This is a genomic window from Flavobacterium sp. GW821-FHT11G01, from assembly GCF_058808175.1.
Genome location: NZ_JBXARK010000002.1, coordinates 284,940 through 303,974 on the forward strand (window position 1 = coordinate 284,940; position 19,035 = coordinate 303,974).

A 19,035-nucleotide genomic window follows, 5' to 3' on the forward strand; every position below is an offset into this window, starting at 1 on the left:
GAAGAGAAAAACTTTGTGACTTAGCGCCTTCGCGGCAAAAAAAAAAGAAGTATGATAAAAATGCAACAAACCATGCGTTGGTTTGGCCCTCAGGATAATGTTACTTTAAGAGATATTAAACAGGCCGGAGCAACCGGAATTGTAACGGCTTTGCATCAAATTCCGGTGGGAGAAGTCTGGACAATTGAAGAGATTAAAGAAAGACAACAAATCATCAGAGAAGCCGGATTAGAATGGTCTGTTGTCGAAAGTTTACCGGTTCATGAAGAAATAAAACGTGCTTCGGGAAATTATTTGCAATACATTGAAAATTATAAAATCAGTTTAAAAAATCTGGCTGATTGTGGGATTAAAACCATCACCTATAATTTTATGCCGATTCTGGACTGGGTTCGAACAAACCATAATTTTATCAATGAAGACGGAAGTAAAGCCTTGTTATACAATCAGCTTGCTTTTACTTATTTTGATGTTTTTTTATTGAAAAGACCCAATGCTGAAAATGATTATTCGGAGGAAGAAAAAACAAATGCACTGGAATTCGGAGATAAACTTTCTGAAGACGAAAAAGCATTACTTTTTAAAAATGTTTTGTTAGGATTACCGGGCAGTAAAATCAATTTTACGGCAGAACAAATTCTTTCACTTTTAGACAATTATGCTGAAATTGACAACAATAAATTAAGAGAAAACCTGATTTATTTTTTATCAGAAGTAATTCCGGTTGCAGATGAATGTGGTTCAAAATTAGCAATACATCCTGACGATCCGCCATTTTCGGTTTTAGGTTTGCCCCGAATTGTTTCCACTGAAAAAGATATCAAAACCATTTTTGAAGCCGTTCCTTCCAATGCAAACGGATTGTGTTATTGCACAGGTTCATTGGGAGCCGATCCAAAAAATAATCTGGAGCAAATTATCGATGATTTCGGAGATAGAATTCACTTTTTACATCTTCGAAACACCTTCCGCGAAAGCGAAACTATTTTTAGGGAATCGGCCCATTTAGAAGGCGATACAAAAATGGAAGTCATAGTTGAAAAACTACTTTTATTAATGAATAAAAGAAAAGTGAGTTTACCAATGCGACCAGATCATGGTTTTTTGCATGATGTGGATGAAAAAACAGAAACCTATCCGGGTTATTCTTTAGTAGGAAGATTAAAAGGTCTTGCTGAATTAAGAGGTTTGGAAATTGGAATTGCTTATAAGCTGAGTCAATCTATAAACTAATGCGTTGAAGAGTTTAACACATAGAAACATAGATTTGAAATTTAAAAAAAAGATTATTTTAAGATAATATATTATCAACACATAGCTATGTGTATTAATGCAGAGTGAAACGCTCTTTTTTGAGCTTCATTGGCTATGTTTCTATGTGTTTGATATTAATAATTAATTTACCATGCGTTTACTAAAATCTCATTTATTGCCCATAATCTCAATGCTTTTTCTTTTCGGAATTAGCACAAAATCGTTTGCAATAAACGGAGAAAAATATGTAGTAAACAAAGCTTCTACTCAAAATTTTCCATTAACATCAAAAGGAAAAATTGCTTCGATTTTAACTAGTCAAAATGATTTTCCAGGAGTTTTAAGAGTTGCTGGACATTTAGAAAATGATCTTTTTAAAGTTACAGATTTGCATCCAAAAAAAATCAATAATATTTCAGAAGCTACTGATTATGTTGTTATTATTGGTACAATCGGAAAAAGCGAAATCATAGATCAATTGGTTCGTGATGGAAAAATTGATGCAAGTCAATTGAAAGGAAAATGGGAAAAATTCACCACACAAATTATCGACAATCCTTCAGGCGGCATTAAAAAAGCGTTGGTTATTGCGGGTTCAGATAAAAGAGGAACGATTTACGGAATGTATGATTTATCCAATCAAATTGGAATTTCACCCTGGTATTTTTGGGCGGATGTTCCGGTGAAAAAGCAAACTGAATTGCATATTTTATCCGGAATTCATTCTAACGGAGAACCAAAAGTAAAATACCGTGGAATCTTTATAAATGATGAAGCTCCGGCTTTATCCGGCTGGGCATTTGATACTTATGGCGGATTTAATGCGAAATTTTACGACAAGGTTTTTGAATTAATTCTGAGAATGAAAGGCAATTATTTGTGGCCGTCGATGTGGGGAAGAATGTTTTATGTAAATGATCCTCAAAACGCTGTTTTAGCCGATGAATACGGAATTGTGATGGGAACTTCGCATCATGAACCGTTAACAAGAGCGCATGCTGAATGGGCTAATTTAGGGAAAGGAAAATGGGATTTTAGTACGAACTCTGAAAACCTGATTTCGTTTTGGAAAGAAGGAATGAAAAGGATGGGAAATGCAGAAACCATTGTAACAGTAGGAATGAGAGGCGATGGTGATGAACCAATGACCCAGGGAACGGCGATTGATCTTCTTGAAAATATTGTAAAAACGCAGAGAGAAATCATTGCAGAAACAACTAAAAAACCAATTGAAGAAACGCCTCAAATGTGGGCACTTTATAAAGAAGTTCAGGATTATTACGACAAAGGAATGCGTGTTCCGGATGATATTACGCTTTTACTGTGTGATGACAATTGGGGAAATATCAGGAAATTACCGGAGTTAAACGCCAAACCAAGAAAAGGTGGTTACGGTATTTATTACCATTTTGATTACGTAGGCGGACCCCGAAATTACAAATGGATTAACACGAATCAAATAGAGAGAACCTGGGAACAAATGGATTTAGCGTACCAATATGGCGTTGATAAAATTTGGATTGTCAATGTGGGCGATATCAAACCAATGGAATTTCCAACGGAATTTTTCCTTGATTTAGCATGGAATCCGGAGAAATGGAATGCTGGGGATTTAGATCAATATTATGTGCAGTGGGCGAAGAAAAATTTTGGTGATCAAAATTCGAATGAAATTGCTGAAATCATAAAATTGTACACCAAATACAATTCAAGAAGAAAACCAGAATTGCTAAATGAGAAAACCTATAGCATTACAAATTATAATGAGGCAGATACCGTTTTATCTGATTATAAAAAACTGGTTGATAAAGCCAATGCAATCAATATAAAATTAAAACCGGAATACAAAGATGCTTTTTATCAGTTGGTTTTATTTCCTGTTTTGGCAAGTTCAAATCTAAATGAATTGTACGTTGCAACGGCTAAAAATCAGTTGTATGCCAGTCAGGGAAGAGGTTCTGCAAATCGATATGCTGATGAAGTGAAAAAATTATTCGGGAAAGATAGTTTGCTGACGAATTATTATCATACCAAAATGGCAAATGGCAAATGGAATCATATGATGGCGCAAACACATATAGGTTATACTTCGTGGCAAGAGCCGAAAAACAATATAATTCCGAAAACGAAAATTATTGAATTGTTAAATAAACCAGAAGCAGGAATTGCTATTGAAGGTTCTGAAAATTGGTGGCCGAATAGTAATGCAGAAATTGTTTTGCCGACATATAATTCGGCTGAAAACCAATCTTATTTTGTAGATATATTCAACAGAGGAAATATTCCTTTTGAATTCAAAATAACATCTAAAGATAATTGGATTAAGATTTCAAAATCCAAAGGAAAAATCAATTCTGAAGAAAGAATATTGGTGAGTATTGACTGGAAAAAAGCTCCGAAAGGCGATACAAAAAGTCAGTTTACAATTTCGGCAAATAATCAAAATTTCACTGTAATTATAAACACTAAAAACATTGATTTAAAGGAAATAAAAGGTTTTGTTGAAAATAATGGTTTTGTATCGATTGAAGCTGAAAATTATTCGAACGCCATTAATTCAGAGATGAAATGGACGACTATTCCGAATATTGGGAAAACCGAATCCGGAGTTACTTTAAAACCTTCAAATGTTCAGCTAATTGAAATTTCTGAAAAGTCGCCAAGATTAGAATATGATGTGTATTTTTTTAGTAAAGGAGAAATAAAAGTACACACTTATTTTTCGCCAACCATAAATTTTTCTACTCGTGATGGCTTAAAATATGGAATTGCTATTGATGATGAAAAAACGCAAATCATCAATTTTAATGAAAAAGATTCGGATAAAACATGGAATAAGGCTGTAGCTGATAATATTAAAATCATAACCTCATCGCATACGATCGAAAAAACCGGAAATCATACTTTGAAATTTTACGGAATTGATCCTGCTTTAGTGCTTCAAAAAATTGTAATTGAAACGGAGTCCGGAAAGATTTTAGAATCGTATTTAGGTCCGCCGGAGAGTTTTAGAAAGAAGTAATGCGCAAAGTTTGTCATTCCGAGGAACGAGGAATCACACTTGGGATTCGGCAAAGATTGGTGACATTCTGTATGGGCTTCTAGTGTGATTTCTCCTTACGTCGAAATGACAAAACGAAACGAATAAAAAACGATTAACTATTTAAACCAAAAAAAATGAAACTAATTAAACCCTGTTTACTCGCAATAACCACATTGCTGTTTGTAAATTGTACGGCGCAAAAAAAAGTCAGTTCACTGAAAGACGCATATAAAAAAGATTTTTATATCGGAACCGCTTTAAGTGCCAGTCAAATTGAAACGAAAGATGCAAAACAAGATGCATTGATTCGTAAAGAATTTAATGCGATTACGGCTGAGAATATTATGAAATCAATGTTTGTTCATCCGCAAAAAGACAAATATGATTTTGCAATGTCAGATAAGTTTGTAGCATATGGCGAAAAGAACAAAATGTTTATTCACGGCCATACGTTGATTTGGCATAGTCAGTTAGCGCCCTGGATGGAGAAAATCAAAGACAGCACAGAAATGAAAGCTTTCATGAAAGATCATATTACGACGATTGTTTCAAAATACAAAGGAAGAATTGGTTCCTGGGATGTTGTGAATGAAGCGCTAAACGAAGATGGAACATTAAGAAAGTCCGTTTTTTTGAATACGCTTGGAGAACAATATCTTACTGACGCTTTTAAATTAGCTGCCGCTGCAGATCCGAAAGTCGATTTGTATTATAATGATTATAATAATGAAGCACCTGCCAAAAGACAAGGTACAATTGAGTTAATCAAAAAAATAAAAGCGAATGGCGGTAAGGTTGACGGAGTGGGAATTCAGGCGCATTGGCGATTAGAAAGTCCTTCGTTACAAGAAATTGAAGAAAGTATTTTGGCTTATTCTGCTTTGGGTTTAAAAGTTGCTTTTACAGAATTAGACATAACTGTGTTGCCAAATCCTTGGGACTTGCAGGGAGCAGATGTAAATCAGAATTTTGAAGGAAGTGCTAAAATGAATCCGTATCCTGAAAAACTTCCGGATGCCATTCAGACTCAACTGGCAAAACGTTATGAAGACATCTTTAAATTATTTTTAAAACATAAAGACAAAATTAGTCGTGTAACTTTCTGGGGAGTTTACGATGGACAATCGTGGTTAAATGACTGGCCAATAAAAGGGCGTACGAATTATCCATTATTATTTGATGCACAGCTTCAGCCGAAAAAAGCATATGATAATGTAATGCAACTAAAGAATCAAAAGAATAAGGGCATTGACAAAGGATTTAAGGATTAGTGCAACAGGTTGTTTTTGAAAAATAATTGCAATAAAGTAAAGTAAATTTGCATGGTATGTTTTTTTTGCTAATTTTACACAACCGATTGCTTAAGTAAAAGCCTTTTGAAATCAGTACAAGAGCTAACTAAATAATCAAATTTAATTCAACTTTGATTATAAAATTAACCAAAATAACCACAAACAAATAATGAATTTTAATTCTCAAAAACTATCCATAAAAGAAAAAATTGGATACAGCTTAGGCGATCTTGCGGCAAATCTAGTCTTTCAGACTCTGATGACTTATCTGGCTTATTTTTATACTGACATCTACGGATTATCGCCTACAGATTCTTCTATTATAATGTTGGTTGTCGGTTTGATTGCAGCGTTTATTTTTAATCCTATTATTGGAGTTCTGGCCGACAGAACCAGTACTAAATGGGGGAAATTCAGACCCTGGATTTTATGGACAGCGGTACCATTGGGAGTTATTGCTTTGTTAGCTTTTACCACACCTAATTTTGCCTATCACGGTAAAGTAATTTACGCCGTTGTTACCTATACTTTTTTGTTATTGTTTTATGCCAGTAACAATCTGCCATATTCTGCCTTAAGTGGTGTAATTACAGGAGATATGGGCGAACGCAACAGTTTGTCTTCTTATCGTTTTGTTGCGGTAATGTTTGCGCAGTTTTTTGTGCAGGTTTTTATGCTCGGAATTATAAAGAGTGCAGGAAATGGTGATAAAGCAATTGGTATTGAAAAAGTAATGACCGTTTTGGCTATTATCGGTACTATAATGCTTTTGATTACTTTTTTCACGACTAAAGAACGTATCGTTCCAAAACCGGAACAAAAATCAAGCGTTAAAGAAGATTTAACTGATTTAATGAAAAATAAACCCTGGGTCATCATGTTAGCGTTGACGACTTTAGTCTTTATTACATTAGCGATGAAAGGCGGTTCGTATGTTTATTATTTTGAAAATTATGTAGACAAACAACAGCTGGCTATTTTTATTCAGCCAATATTAGATGGTTTAGCCGGAATTGGATTGAATCAGTTTGGGAATGATCCTATTGCGGCCGGTTTTGGATTGTTTAATGCCGGAGGTATTATTTTCATGATCGTCGGAATCACTTTATCAAAAAGATTAGCAGATAAATATGGTAAACGAAACATTTTTGCTTCCTTTTTGTTTGTTTCAACCTTATTTATTTTGGCTTTTTACTTCTTTTCTTCAAAATCAATCAGTCTGATTTTTGTCTCTCAAATTCTGCACGGATTTTTCTACGGGATTACAATTCCGATTCTGTGGGCTATGATTGCAGATGTGGCTGATTACTCAGAATGGTTAAATAACCGTCGTGCAACTGCAATTATATTTTCAGCTATGATGGTGGGTTTAAAAGCCGGTTTGAGTATTGGAGGAGCTTTAACGACTTCGTTATTAGGACACTTTGATTACGTTCCAAATGCAGCGGCACAGAGCGAAGTAGCGATAAACGGAATAAAACTTTTGGTTAGCGTCTTTCCTGCAATTCCTTTTCTGATTGGTGTTGGATTATTGTTTTTCTACAAAATCGACAAGAAAATGGAAATCCAGATTGAATCGGATTTAAAAGAAAGAAGAGCCTAGCTTATTTAAAAATTAAAAAAAAACTTGAAAAAACATGCCTGAAGATAGTATTGAAAATATTGACTTTTTAGAGTTAGATAAACGAGCAATCTCGAATCCATTAGTAAATCACATGTATACTGCTGATCCATCAGCACACGTTTTTAACGGAAAAATATATATTTATCCTTCGCATGATATTGATGCCGGAATTCCTTTTAATGATAATGGAGATCATTTTGGAATGGAAGATTATCACGTCATTTCGATGGAAAATGTAAATGCTGAAGCGGTAGATAATGGTCTTGCTTTACACGTAGATGAAGTACCATGGGCAGAAAGACAAATGTGGGCGCCTGATGCTGCGTGCAAAAACGGAAAATACTATTTATACTTTCCGGCCAAACGTGCCAACGGAATTTTCCAGATTGGAGTTGCGATCAGCGATTCGCCAACTGGTCCTTTTAAACCGGAACCGGAAGCGATTAAAGGAAGTTATACTATTGATCCTGCTGTTTTTGAAGACAAAGACGGAAAATATTATATGTATTTTGGTGGTATTTGGGGAGGCCAGCTTCAAAAATATCGAAACAATAAATACGATGAATCAAATGAAGAGCCTTCTTCAAACGAATCGGCATTAGGACCAATTGTGGCTTTATTGTCTGATGACATGAAAGAATTTGCTGAAGAGCCAAAAGAAATCAAAATTCTGGATGAAAATGGCGCAGTTTTATTAGCGGGCGATAATGATCGTCGTTTTTTTGAAGCTTCGTGGGTACATAAATACAACGAAAAATATTATTTCTCGTATTCAACCGGAGATACACATTTTATTTGTTATGCAATAGGAGATAACCCATATGGTCCTTTTACTTATAAAGGAAGAATTCTGAACCCGGTAATTGGATGGACTTCGCATCATTCTATTTGTGAGATTGAAAACGAATGGTATTTGTTTTATCATGATTCTAGTTTGTCAAAAGGGGTAACGCATTTGAGATCGATCAAAGTGACTAAAATTGAATACAATGCTGACGGTTCGATTGTTACGATTGATCCTTATGATAGAAAAGAAAAATAAACCTTAAAAAAATTTTCAGAAAACCACAACCGGTTGTTTATGGAAATTTTTTAATAAAACCATATTAAAGAGAGAAAATCGGATTTATAAAAAAATAACAATTTCAATGTTAAAATATTTTTTTTATAAAATCCGATTATCTACTTTAGCATACCAGAACAGAACGGAACAGTATGTTAAACGAAGAACAGGAAAAATTTGTATTTGTAATTAATCACGACAGTGATATTCCGAAATACCAACAATTGGTAAACGGAATAAACAATGCTATTGCAGAGAATATTTTGCAAAAAGGAGATTTGCTTCCGTCTGTAAATGCGATCTGTAAAGAAAATCAGTTGTCGCGAGATACTGTTTTTAAGGCGTATTCAATTTTAAAAGAGCAGAATGTAATTGATTCTGTGCCAAATAAAGGATATTATGTTTCGGGTGAAACCAGAAAAGTGCTTTTGGTATTAGACACTTTCAAGGCATATAAAGAAGTTTTATATCATTCGTTTGTGAATAATTTACCTGACAATGTGATTACCGATGTACAATTTCACCATTATAATATTGATGTTTTTAAAACGATCATAAATAATAGTGTTGGGAAGTATTACAAATATGTGGTGATGAATTTTGACGACAAGGAAGTGGCGTCAACATTATCAGCAATTTCGAATGATAAATTGCTTTTGATTGATTGGAATATTCATTCAAAAAAAGAGAATAATTATATTTTTCAGGATTTTGGAAAATCATTTTATAACGCACTGAAAGAGGCCGTTGATTTGTTTAAAAAGTATAAAAGCATTCATTTTATTTATCCGGATTATACGAATCATCCCAAAGAAACCGTAGCATTTTTCAAGAAATTTTGTGCTGATTTTGACTTTAAAAATGAAATCATTACAGATGCAAAAAAGTTCAACATTGAAAAAGGAATTGCTTACATCAGTATAAGTGACAGGATATTAGGGCATTTTTTGGAACAATGCAAAGAGAAGGATTTAGAACCTGGAGAAGATGTTGGTTTTTTATCTTACAATGAAACGCCAATGAAGAAATTTATATACAAAGGAATTTCAGTTGTATCGACTGATTTTAAAGAACTAGGAACCAAAGCTGCGGCATTTATCACGCATGATGAAGTTGTGCAGTGTTATATACCAACAAATTTAATTTTAAGAGAATCATTATAAGTTATGTATTATATAGGATATGATATCGGAAGCTCGTCTGTAAAAGTTGCTATTGTAGAAGCTGAAACAGGCAAAAAAATAATTGTTTTGAATGAGCCGCAAAACGAAATGGAGATTGTTTCGCTACACTCTGATTGGGCTGAGCAGAACCCTGAGATTTGGTGGCAACACATTTGTACAGCTACTAAAAGAGCTATTCGCGAAGCTAATATTGAGGCTTCAAAAATTCAGGGCGTTGGTATTTCCTATCAAATGCACGGATTGGTTATTTTGGATGCTGAATGCAACCCGTTGCGTAATGCTATTATTTGGTGCGACAGCCGCGCAGTTGAAATTGGAAATAAGGCTTACGCCGAAATAGGTCCTGAAAAATGTTCAGAACATTTATTGAATTCTCCCGGAAATTTCACCGCTTCAAAATTAAAATGGGTTAAAGAAAATGAACCTGAAATTTATAGTAAGGTTTATAAATACATGTTGCCTGGCGATTATATTGCTTACAAACTGACCGGAAAAGTAACGACTACCAAAAATGGTTTGTCTGAAGGAATGCTTTGGGATTATAAAGAAAATAAGGTAGCTAACTGGTTATTGGATTATTACGGAATCGATCAGTCTTTGACTCCGGATATTGTTGAAAATTTTACCAATCAGGGAACTTTAAACGAAAAAGCATCAAAAGAATCAGGACTTCCTGTTGGAATTCCGGTGGTGTACAGAGCAGGAGATCAGCCTAATAATGCTTTGGCATTAAATGTTTTAAATCCGGGTGAAGTGGCAGCTACAGGTGGAACTTCAGGAGTTTTTTATGCTGTAAGCGAAATGTCTGCAGGAAATAAAACGAACAGGGTTAACAATTTTGTACACGTTAATTATGAAGTGCAAACGCCTCGAATTGGTAAATTATTGAACATAAATGGCGCGGGAATTCAGTACCGCTGGCTGCGTAATAATATGGGCGATGAAACCTACGAATCGATGAATAGAAAAGCTTCGAAAATCGCTATAGGTTCTGATGGCGTTGTGGTAATTCCGTTTGGAAATGGCGCTGAGCGTATGTTTAACAATAAAAACATCGGAACTCACTTTTTAAACCTCAATTTAAATATTCACCATAGTGCCCATTTATTCAGAGCCTCTCTTGAAGGAATTGCTTTTTCATTTGTCTACGGAATGGAATGTTTAAAAGAGGACAATGCTACAATTAATGTTATTAGAGCTGGAAATGATAATTTATTCCGTTCTGAAATTTTCTCAAATACAGTGGCTACGTTAATTGGACACGAAATTGAAATTTACAATACAACTGGAGCCGTTGGTGCAGCGAGAGCGGTGGGTTTAAAAGATGGTGATTACAGCAAATTTGGAGCTAATGTTAGTGACAATGATCATGTAATGACGTTTTTACCACTGCACAACAAAGAGCCTTATGAAAAGGCGTATCAAAAATGGAAACAAGAATTAGAATTAATATTAACAAATAAATAAAAGAACAAATGATAGTTTTAGGAAATAAAGAATACTATAAAGGTATTGGTCAAATTAAATTCGAAGGCAAAGAATCAGATAATCCTTTAGCCTTTAAATATTACAATCCAGACCAGGTTGTAGCGGGAAAAACAATGCGTGAGCACTTTAGATTTGCGATCGCTTACTGGCATACTTTCTGTGGTCAGGGTTCAGATCCATTCGGACCAGGAACGCAACATTTTCCTTGGGATCAGCCTACAGATGCTATCGCTGCCGCAAAAGAAAAAGCAGATGCAGCATTCGAATTCATTACCAAAATGGGATTTGACTATTACTGTTTTCACGATTATGACTTGGTTAATGAAGGAGCTACTTTTGCAGAATCAGAAAGCAGATTGGCTACCATTACAGAATATTTGAAAGAAAAACAAGCCGCTTCCGGAGTGAAATTACTTTGGGGAACTGCAAACTGTTTTTCTAATCCAAGATATATGAACGGTGCCGCTACTAATCCAGATTTTAATGTATTAGCAAGAGCCGGAGGTCAAATAAAATTGGCATTGGATGCTACGATTGCTTTAGGAGGAGAAAACTATGTATTCTGGGGAGGTCGTGAAGGTTATATGACTTTGCTGAACACAGATATGGGAAGAGAACTGGATCATATGGGACAATTCCTGGCTCAGGCAAGAGATTATGCAAGAGCACAAGGATTCAAAGGAAATTTCTTCATTGAGCCAAAACCTATGGAACCAATGAAACATCAATATGATTTTGACTCGGCTACAGCTATTGGATTTTTGCATAAATACGGTTTAGAGAAAGATTTCAAGATGAACATCGAGGTGAATCACGCTACCTTAGCTCAACACACTTTTCAACACGAAATGGAAGTAGCTGCCAAAGCTGGAATGTTAGGAAGTTTAGATGCCAATAGAGGTGATTACCAAAACGGATGGGATACCGATCAATTCCCAAATAACATCCAGGAAGTTACAGAAGCAATGTTGGTTTTCTTAAAAGCTGGCGGATTACAAGGTGGAGGAGTTAATTTTGATGCCAAAATTAGAAGAAACTCTACCGATATGGAAGATGTATTCTTAGCTCACATTGGTGGAGCCGATACTTTTGCCAGAGCATTATTGACGGCTGACAAAATTATTACATCTTCTCCTTATGATAAACTAAGAACAGAACGTTATAGTTCTTTCGATTCTGGAAACGGAAAAGCTTTTGAAGAAGGAAAATTAAGTTTGACTGATTTGTATAAAATTGCCCAGGAAAATGGTGAATTGAATTTACAAAGCGGTAAACAGGAATTGTTCGAAAATATCATCAATCAATATATTTAATTGATTGAAGAGAGAAAATAATTTTCGGCTATAAAATTAAAGCCGAAATCAAGATTGTTTTTTGTAGTTTTTTTATCTCTGGCAAATATTTAGGTTAGTGTATTTGCCGGGGAGAATTCAGTGAATTATTTAGTAATTATGGTCGTTGATGTTGAAGAGGTCAACGGCCATATCATTAATTTCTTATTCAAAACAGATAGTTTTTCAAATTGTCTTCGCAGTGATTTTCTTTCACTGTTTTATTCAAATTTCAAATCATGTTACTTGGTTCTAATTCATTTTTATTGGGTTGGAATACAGGACTATTACTTAATCAAAAATAAACTTAAACCAAAAACCAATGAAATTTTTTATTGACACAGCAAATTTAGAAGATATTAAAGAAGCCCAGGCACTTGGTGTTTTAGACGGTGTTACTACAAATCCGTCCTTAATGGCTAAAGAAGGAATTACAGGAAAAGACAATATTTTGAAGCATTATCTTGCGATCTGTAATATTGTAGATGGCGATGTTTCTGCAGAAGTTATTTCAACAGACTTTGACGGAATGATCAGAGAAGGAGAGGAGCTTGCTGCCTTGCACGAGCAAATCGTAGTAAAACTGCCAATGATTGCTGACGGAATCAAAGCATGTAAATATTTTTCAGATAAAGGAATCAGAACGAATGTTACTTTAGTTTTCTCGCCGGGACAAGCTTTATTAGCTGCAAAAGCAGGAGCAACTTACGTTTCTCCATTTTTAGGAAGACTGGACGATATTTCAACAGACGGAATGCATTTGATTTCAGAAATCAGAGAAATTTATGATAATTATGCTTTCAATACTCAGATACTTTCAGCTTCGATAAGACATACAATGCACGTAGTGAATTGTGCCAAAGTAGGATCTGATGTAATGACCGGACCATTATCTTCTATTAAAGGATTATTGAAACATCCTTTGACAGATATTGGCTTGAATCAATTTATTGAAGATGCTAAAAAGATGCAACTTTAATTAGAAAATGTACAAGTAGTTAATTGAGACTATTTTAGAATAAACCACTTTTGTTTTTTAAGAACTCCTTAACTTTTAGTGAGGAGTTTTTTTATTTTAAAACAAGCGATTGTGTAATAATATATTTCAAAACAGAAATGAATCAAAATACTTTATTGCTTCAATCTTAATTCGTAAAAAATGAGTGTGTTAGCAATAAGAAATGTATTATAAATACTATATAAGAAAATTATATCTAGTTACTTTTAGACATAAATTCTTTTAAATATGCAGTTCTACGCTTATTTATCATTTTCTTACCTATTTTTTTAAATCGATTAATTTACAATCAAAATTTTGCTTTTATCAGTCTGTTTATTGTCGTTTAAGCAAACTTTTAATTATAAAATTATAGTAATCTTATTTTAATTCTATATTTTTTTAGATATAAATAAAAAAATATTACGCAACCGATTGTGTGTTTTAGATTTTTATTTATATTTGTTAAATGAATATTAAAAAAGTGATCCAACATGCCTAAATAATGGAGTCCAAATACCTTCAGTATTTATGTAATAAAAAAACTAACTCAACCAATTACTATTAATTATCTAAATCAATTTTTATGACCAATTTTTTTACAATTAAAAGCAAATCAAAGCTCCTAAAGTGCTTGGGGTTTTTATCCCTGATGTTTCTGTTTTCTTTGAGTGCAAACGCTCAGACAACAGTTACTGGAGTTGTTTCTGACGCCCTTGGACCTATTCCGGGAGCAAATGTTACTATTAAAGGTACCAAAACTAGTGTTGCTACAGGTTTTGATGGGAATTATACAATATCAAATGTTCCTTCTAATGGAGTTTTGGTATTCAGTTTTTTAGGTTTAACAACAAAAGAAGTACCTGTTGCAGGTAAAAATAAATTAAACGTAGTATTAGAAGAAAATTCTAATGCACTGCAAGAAGTTGTGGTTATTGGTTACGGTACACAACGAAAAGAAGCAGTGACAGGTTCTGTTGCTTCCATTAAAGGAGATGTAGTACGCGAAGTGCCATCAGCTAATATCACGCAGGCTTTACAAGGACGTTTAGCGGGAGTTCAGATGACACAAACCTCATCCAAGCCAGGTGCTGAAATGCAAATTCGTATCAGAGGTACGCGTTCGTTAACAGCAGATAACAATCCGTTAGTAGTATTAGATGGAATTCCTTTTGCAGGATCTATTGGTGATATTAGTCCGGACAATATCAAAAGTATTGAAATCTTAAAAGATGCTTCGGCAACTGCAATCTACGGATCTCGTGGTGCCAATGGTGTCATTTTGATCTCAACCAATAAAGGTCAAAAAGGACAGAAAGCTACCTTTACTTACAATACTTATAGCGGTTTGAAAAATATTTTTGCCAAATTCCCAATGATGGATGGAGCAGAATTTGTGGCTTTACGTAAAATAGCGACTCTTCCGGGTACAACTGCTCCACTTTATTCAAATGGTGTAGATGAATCTAATAACGTAAATACTGATTGGCAAAACTTAATGTTTAGATCTGGTATAGTAACCAATCATGATATAGGTGTAACAAATGGTACTGAAAGCGGTAACTATAATTTCGGTGCAAGTTATTACAAAGAAGAAGCAGTAGTACCTGGACAGGATTACAGCCGATTAACTTTGCGAGGAGCTGTAGATCAGGCAGTAGGGAAATATTTCAAATTTGGTTTTACTACAAATAATAATTACTCTGTTACAAACGGCGGTAATTTAAGTTTATACAATACTTTAAGTACGACGCCAATTGCTAATCCATATAATCCAGATGGCTCTTTGAAAAGAACAGTTAAAATGCCATTAGATGAAAACTGGGTGTATACAAGAGAAACGGTAGAAAATTTAGGAGATAAATGGATCGACCAGACAAAGGCCTATAGTTCTTATAACACTTTATATGCTGAGTTAAAAATACCTGGTGTACAAGGTTTAAAATATCATATCGATTTAGGTGGAAATTTCCGTTCTACTAGTGGAGGTCAATATACAGGAGAGGGAGTATTTAGTATCAACCCAACAACAGTTTCAACGGCTCAAATCGTTAACACTCTTAATACAAACTGGGCAATTCAAAACTTACTTTCTTACGATCGCAATTTTGGAAAACATCAGGTAAATGCGGTTGCTATGTTCTCTTCAGAACAAACCAGTTATAACAGATCACAAGTTAATGCAAAGGACGTTCCTTCAGATTCTTTTCAATTTTATAACTTAGGTAGAGCAGCAGGTGAAATTTCGATTAATCCGGACAATCAGGATTATTATAAAAGCGGATTGATCTCTTACATGGCACGTGCAATGTATTCTTATGACAATCGCTATATGATTACAGCAACTGTTCGATCAGATGCCTCTTCAAGACTTGCAGAAGGACATCAATGGCATACTTATCCTGCTGTATCAGCTGGATGGAATGTTAAAAATGAATCTTTCATGCAAAACGTTAATTGGCTGGATCAATTAAAATTACGTGCAGGTTATGGAGAAACTTCTAACCAGGCAGTTGCCCCTTATTCTACACTTGGACTTTTAGCTTCAAGACCATACAATTTTGGAGATACGAATACAACAGGATACTATGTGTCTAAATTACCTAATCCTGAATTAGGTTGGGAATATTCTACGACAATGAACTACGGAGTTGATTTTGCCTTATTTAGAAATCGTTTAACGGGTACAGCGGAATATTATGTAACAGATACAAAAGATATTCTTCTGGATGTAGGCTTACCTCCAACAGCTGGTGTTGGTAGCTATACGGCAAACATTGGACAAACTCAAAATAAAGGGTATGAATTAACGCTTAACGGAACAATATTCGACAATCCAAATGGTTGGTCCTGGGATGTTGGTGTAAATTATTACTCTAATAAAAACAAATTGGTTGCACTTTCTTCAGGACAAAGCAGAGATGAAAACAACTGGTGGTTTGTAGGGCACCCAATTGATGTAATCTTTGATTATGAGAAAATAGGACTTTGGCAAGAAGGAGATGCTAATCTTACTAAATATGAGCCAGGAGGAAATGTAGGTATGATTAAAGTTAAATATACCGGAGATTTCAATCCAGATGGATCACCAACAAGACAAATAGGACCTGCAGACAGACAAATAATAGATGTAAATCCAGATTTTCAAGGTGGTTTCAACACTCGTGTTGCCTATAAAAATTTAGATCTTAGTGTGGTAGGTGCTTTCCAGAGTGGTGGAGTTTTGATCAGTACGCTTTACTCTTCATCAGGTTACCTTAATATGTTAAGCGGACGTAGAGGAAACGTAAAAGTGGACTACTGGACACCAGAAAATACAGATGCAAAATATCCAAGACCTGGTGGAGTTATGAGTAATGACAATCCAAAATACGGATCTACTTTAGGATATTTCGATGCCTCTTATGTTAAAATTCGTACGATCACTCTTGGGTATAACATTACCGAAAAGTTTATTAAAGATTTAGGGGTTGACAGATTTCGTCTTTACTGCACAATACAAAATCCATTCGTAATCTATTCACCTTACCATAAAGAAACTGGTATGGATCCGGAAACTAACTCCTATGGTAACGAAAATGCAGCAGTAACTGATTTTTATAAAAGACGTTTGCTGACATTAGGAACTAACTCGCCTTCAACGCGTACTGTCTTGCTTGGCCTTAATTTAACATTTTAAAAAAAGATAACGATGAAACCTATACAAATAAAAACTTTTATGGTAACAGCATTGATAACGCTGTTCCTGGGAGCCTGTTCTAATGTTTTAGAAGAAGAGCCTCGCAGTATTTACACCCCCGAATATTTTAAAACTGAAAAAGGGGTTGTGGGAGGATTAACATCAATGTATGCGCACTTGCGCTATATTTATGGACAAGGTTATTATTACAATACAACCGAAACCGGAACTGATGAGGCAACGTATGCGCAAAGTGCAGATGCCAACTTCAAAGATATGGATCTTTCAGGAGTGGGATCAATTACTCCTTCTTCAAGCCGTACTGACGCTTTGTGGCAACCGGCATTTATCAACATTAATACGGCAAGTGGTATTATTGAAAATGCTCAGGCAATTGGAACTATTTCAAATGCAATGATTGCAGAAGCCAGATTCTTTCGTGCATTTGATTATTTCTTATTAGTTCAAACTTTTGGTGGAGTGCCATTGGATTTGGGTGCTGGAGAACTTAAATTCAACACAAGTCCGTCAAGATTTTCAGTTAGAAATACAGTGCCACAAGTTTATACCAAGGCTGTTTTTCCTGATTTAGTAACAGCGGTAAATGATTTGCCAGATGTTGGAAGAGTTAAAGGTGGAGTAACTAAAACTGCTGCCAGACTTTTTTTAGCAAAAGCGTATTTAACTTATGCATGGTGGTTAAAAAATCCAAACAATATTCCAACTTATCCTGAAAGTACTCGTGTTGACCCAGACGGACATGACGCTGCATGGTATTTTCAAAAAGCTTATGACGTAGCAGCAGCCGGAATTGATTCTCACGGTTCATTTGCACTACAACCTACTTATTATGACGTAAACTTAGGAAGTAACGATCGCAACAGTGAAATTTTATTATATGCAGATCATACTGAAAAAAGCGAATTTTATAATGCGAGCAGCTTGACATTTTCGAATGGTGCTGCACCTGAAAATTTTGCAGTTTGGATGATGACTCCAAATTATACTGTTCTTAGAAGTTCAGGTATAAGTTCTGTGCAACGTGAAGCAGAGCAACATTTAGGACGTCCATTTATTCGTATGTGCCCAACTATTGGTGCAATCGTAAATACATTTGCAGATAAAACAAACGATTCTCGTTACGATGGTACATTTACAACAGTATATCGTGGAAACTGGAATAAAGCTGGTATTACAACCCCAACATTAAATAATGCAAATAATTTACCAGTTGCTCCGGGAGGTGCAATACTTTCTTTCTTAAACAATGAAAATCCATCGATTGTTTATGCGGCAGGAAACGGACCTGAAGGAGGAGCTGTTGGTGCCGGAGTATTAACTGGAAGATCTGATTTTGTTATTGCTCCAAGTGGTATAAGCAGAATTATATATCCAGGTTTATGGAAATTGGGTACTTATCGTACAGACAATGGAACCGGACTTGGATCTCCAAACGGAGCCAGCACGCGTCCTTATAATATTGCAAAATTATCAGAATTATATTTAATTGCTGCTGAAGCGGCAGTAATGGGAGCAGCTCCTCAAGGCGGAAAAAGTGCAAGAGAATTGGTAAATGTTTTACGTGCCCGTGCTGGAAAATGGAGATTTGACAATAATGGGAATGTAGCAAAATCAGCAGATAATAGTGCCGCAATGACTGCAGCAACACCTGCAATTATTGATATTAATTATATTCTGGCAGAACGCTCTCGTGAATATTATGGTGAAGGATATCGTTGGTACGATTTACTACGTACTCAAAAATGGACAGAACTTTCAAGTTCATACCAAATTTGCGGTCCGGCATACGGAAATCACACGCCACTTACTGTAGCCAGAGATATTAAACCATATCACTATCTACGCCCGATTCCTCAAGTTCAATTTGATGCCATGATCATGACTGCTGAAGAAAAAGCAGTTTATCAAAATCCGGGTTATTAATTAATTAAATATGGAAACAAACTTATTAAGCTTAAAAGTTTAGTTAGTTAGTAAAGTGTAAGCAGTAGTTATAAGTGTTATTTTTACAGAATGAGTATAACAGAAATATAAGTTTGTTTCTAAAAAAAGCCGAGAG

Annotated in this window: 11 protein-coding genes; all 11 read left to right on the plus strand. The window is 35.0% G+C overall.

Annotated features, from left to right (window positions below):
- Nucleotides 1–60 precede the first annotated feature (60 nt).
- The 11 genes from uxuA (at nucleotide 61) to AC1RRN_RS05130 (ending at nucleotide 18,899) form a co-directional block, all read left to right on the plus strand.
- On the plus strand, nucleotides 61–1,233 hold the full coding sequence (gene uxuA, locus AC1RRN_RS05080; RefSeq protein WP_492966629.1) for a mannonate dehydratase: 1,173 nt from the start codon (nucleotides 61–63) through the stop codon (nucleotides 1,231–1,233).
- 172 nt (nucleotides 1,234–1,405) lie between these two features.
- A complete protein-coding gene (locus AC1RRN_RS05085) occupies nucleotides 1,406–4,276 on the plus strand; it encodes a glycosyl hydrolase 115 family protein (protein ID WP_492966263.1) in 2,871 nt (956 codons plus the stop codon).
- Nucleotides 4,277–4,431: 155 nt separating this feature from the next.
- Nucleotides 4,432–5,568, plus strand: coding sequence for an endo-1,4-beta-xylanase (locus tag AC1RRN_RS05090; RefSeq protein ID WP_492966264.1), 1,137 nt, complete (start codon nucleotides 4,432–4,434; stop codon nucleotides 5,566–5,568).
- 190 nt (nucleotides 5,569–5,758) lie between these two features.
- Complete coding sequence (locus tag AC1RRN_RS05095) at nucleotides 5,759–7,192, plus strand: MFS transporter (RefSeq protein ID WP_492966265.1); 1,434 nt, start codon at nucleotides 5,759–5,761, stop codon at nucleotides 7,190–7,192.
- 34 nt (nucleotides 7,193–7,226) lie between these two features.
- Nucleotides 7,227–8,255 carry a glycoside hydrolase family 43 protein gene (locus AC1RRN_RS05100; RefSeq protein WP_492966266.1) on the plus strand — a complete coding sequence of 343 codons (1,029 nt, stop codon included), beginning with the start codon at nucleotides 7,227–7,229 and terminating at the stop codon, nucleotides 8,253–8,255.
- Nucleotides 8,256–8,428: 173 nt separating this feature from the next.
- Nucleotides 8,429–9,439: a GntR family transcriptional regulator gene (locus AC1RRN_RS05105; protein WP_492966267.1), complete on the plus strand. Its 1,011-nt coding sequence runs from the start codon at nucleotides 8,429–8,431 to the stop codon at nucleotides 9,437–9,439.
- Nucleotides 9,440–9,442: 3 nt separating this feature from the next.
- Nucleotides 9,443–10,927 carry a xylulokinase gene (locus AC1RRN_RS05110; RefSeq protein ID WP_492966268.1) on the plus strand — a complete coding sequence of 495 codons (1,485 nt, stop codon included), beginning with the start codon at nucleotides 9,443–9,445 and terminating at the stop codon, nucleotides 10,925–10,927.
- 8 nt (nucleotides 10,928–10,935) lie between these two features.
- Complete coding sequence (gene xylA / locus AC1RRN_RS05115; RefSeq protein WP_492966269.1) at nucleotides 10,936–12,261, plus strand: xylose isomerase; 1,326 nt, start codon at nucleotides 10,936–10,938, stop codon at nucleotides 12,259–12,261.
- A 340-nt stretch (nucleotides 12,262–12,601) separates the two neighbouring features.
- Complete coding sequence (gene fsa / locus AC1RRN_RS05120; protein ID WP_194656965.1) at nucleotides 12,602–13,258, plus strand: fructose-6-phosphate aldolase; 657 nt, start codon at nucleotides 12,602–12,604, stop codon at nucleotides 13,256–13,258.
- 604 nt (nucleotides 13,259–13,862) lie between these two features.
- Nucleotides 13,863–16,955 (plus strand): SusC/RagA family TonB-linked outer membrane protein, encoded by a 3,093-nt coding sequence (locus AC1RRN_RS05125; protein ID WP_492966270.1) that lies wholly within the window; start codon nucleotides 13,863–13,865, stop codon nucleotides 16,953–16,955.
- A 12-nt stretch (nucleotides 16,956–16,967) separates the two neighbouring features.
- The gene (locus AC1RRN_RS05130) at nucleotides 16,968–18,899 is read left to right on the plus strand and encodes a RagB/SusD family nutrient uptake outer membrane protein (protein WP_492966271.1); all 1,932 of its coding nucleotides are present in this window, start codon (nucleotides 16,968–16,970) and stop codon (nucleotides 18,897–18,899) included.
- Nucleotides 18,900–19,035 lie beyond the last annotated feature (136 nt).

What these genes read in the sequence shown, in the direction of transcription:
- uxuA (WP_492966629.1), top strand. Translation starts at nt 61, where the DNA reads ATGCAACAAACCATGCGTTGGTTTGGCCCTCAGGATAATGTTACTTTA.
- AC1RRN_RS05085 (WP_492966263.1), top strand. Translation starts at nt 1,406, where the DNA reads ATGCGTTTACTAAAATCTCATTTATTGCCCATAATCTCAATGCTTTTT.
- AC1RRN_RS05090 (WP_492966264.1), top strand. Translation starts at nt 4,432, where the DNA reads ATGAAACTAATTAAACCCTGTTTACTCGCAATAACCACATTGCTGTTT.
- AC1RRN_RS05095 (WP_492966265.1), top strand. Translation starts at nt 5,759, where the DNA reads ATGAATTTTAATTCTCAAAAACTATCCATAAAAGAAAAAATTGGATAC.
- AC1RRN_RS05100 (WP_492966266.1), top strand. Translation starts at nt 7,227, where the DNA reads ATGCCTGAAGATAGTATTGAAAATATTGACTTTTTAGAGTTAGATAAA.
- AC1RRN_RS05105 (WP_492966267.1), top strand. Translation starts at nt 8,429, where the DNA reads ATGTTAAACGAAGAACAGGAAAAATTTGTATTTGTAATTAATCACGAC.
- AC1RRN_RS05110 (WP_492966268.1), top strand. Translation starts at nt 9,443, where the DNA reads ATGTATTATATAGGATATGATATCGGAAGCTCGTCTGTAAAAGTTGCT.
- xylA (WP_492966269.1), top strand. Translation starts at nt 10,936, where the DNA reads ATGATAGTTTTAGGAAATAAAGAATACTATAAAGGTATTGGTCAAATT.
- fsa (WP_194656965.1), top strand. Translation starts at nt 12,602, where the DNA reads ATGAAATTTTTTATTGACACAGCAAATTTAGAAGATATTAAAGAAGCC.
- AC1RRN_RS05125 (WP_492966270.1), top strand. Translation starts at nt 13,863, where the DNA reads ATGACCAATTTTTTTACAATTAAAAGCAAATCAAAGCTCCTAAAGTGC.
- AC1RRN_RS05130 (WP_492966271.1), top strand. Translation starts at nt 16,968, where the DNA reads ATGAAACCTATACAAATAAAAACTTTTATGGTAACAGCATTGATAACG.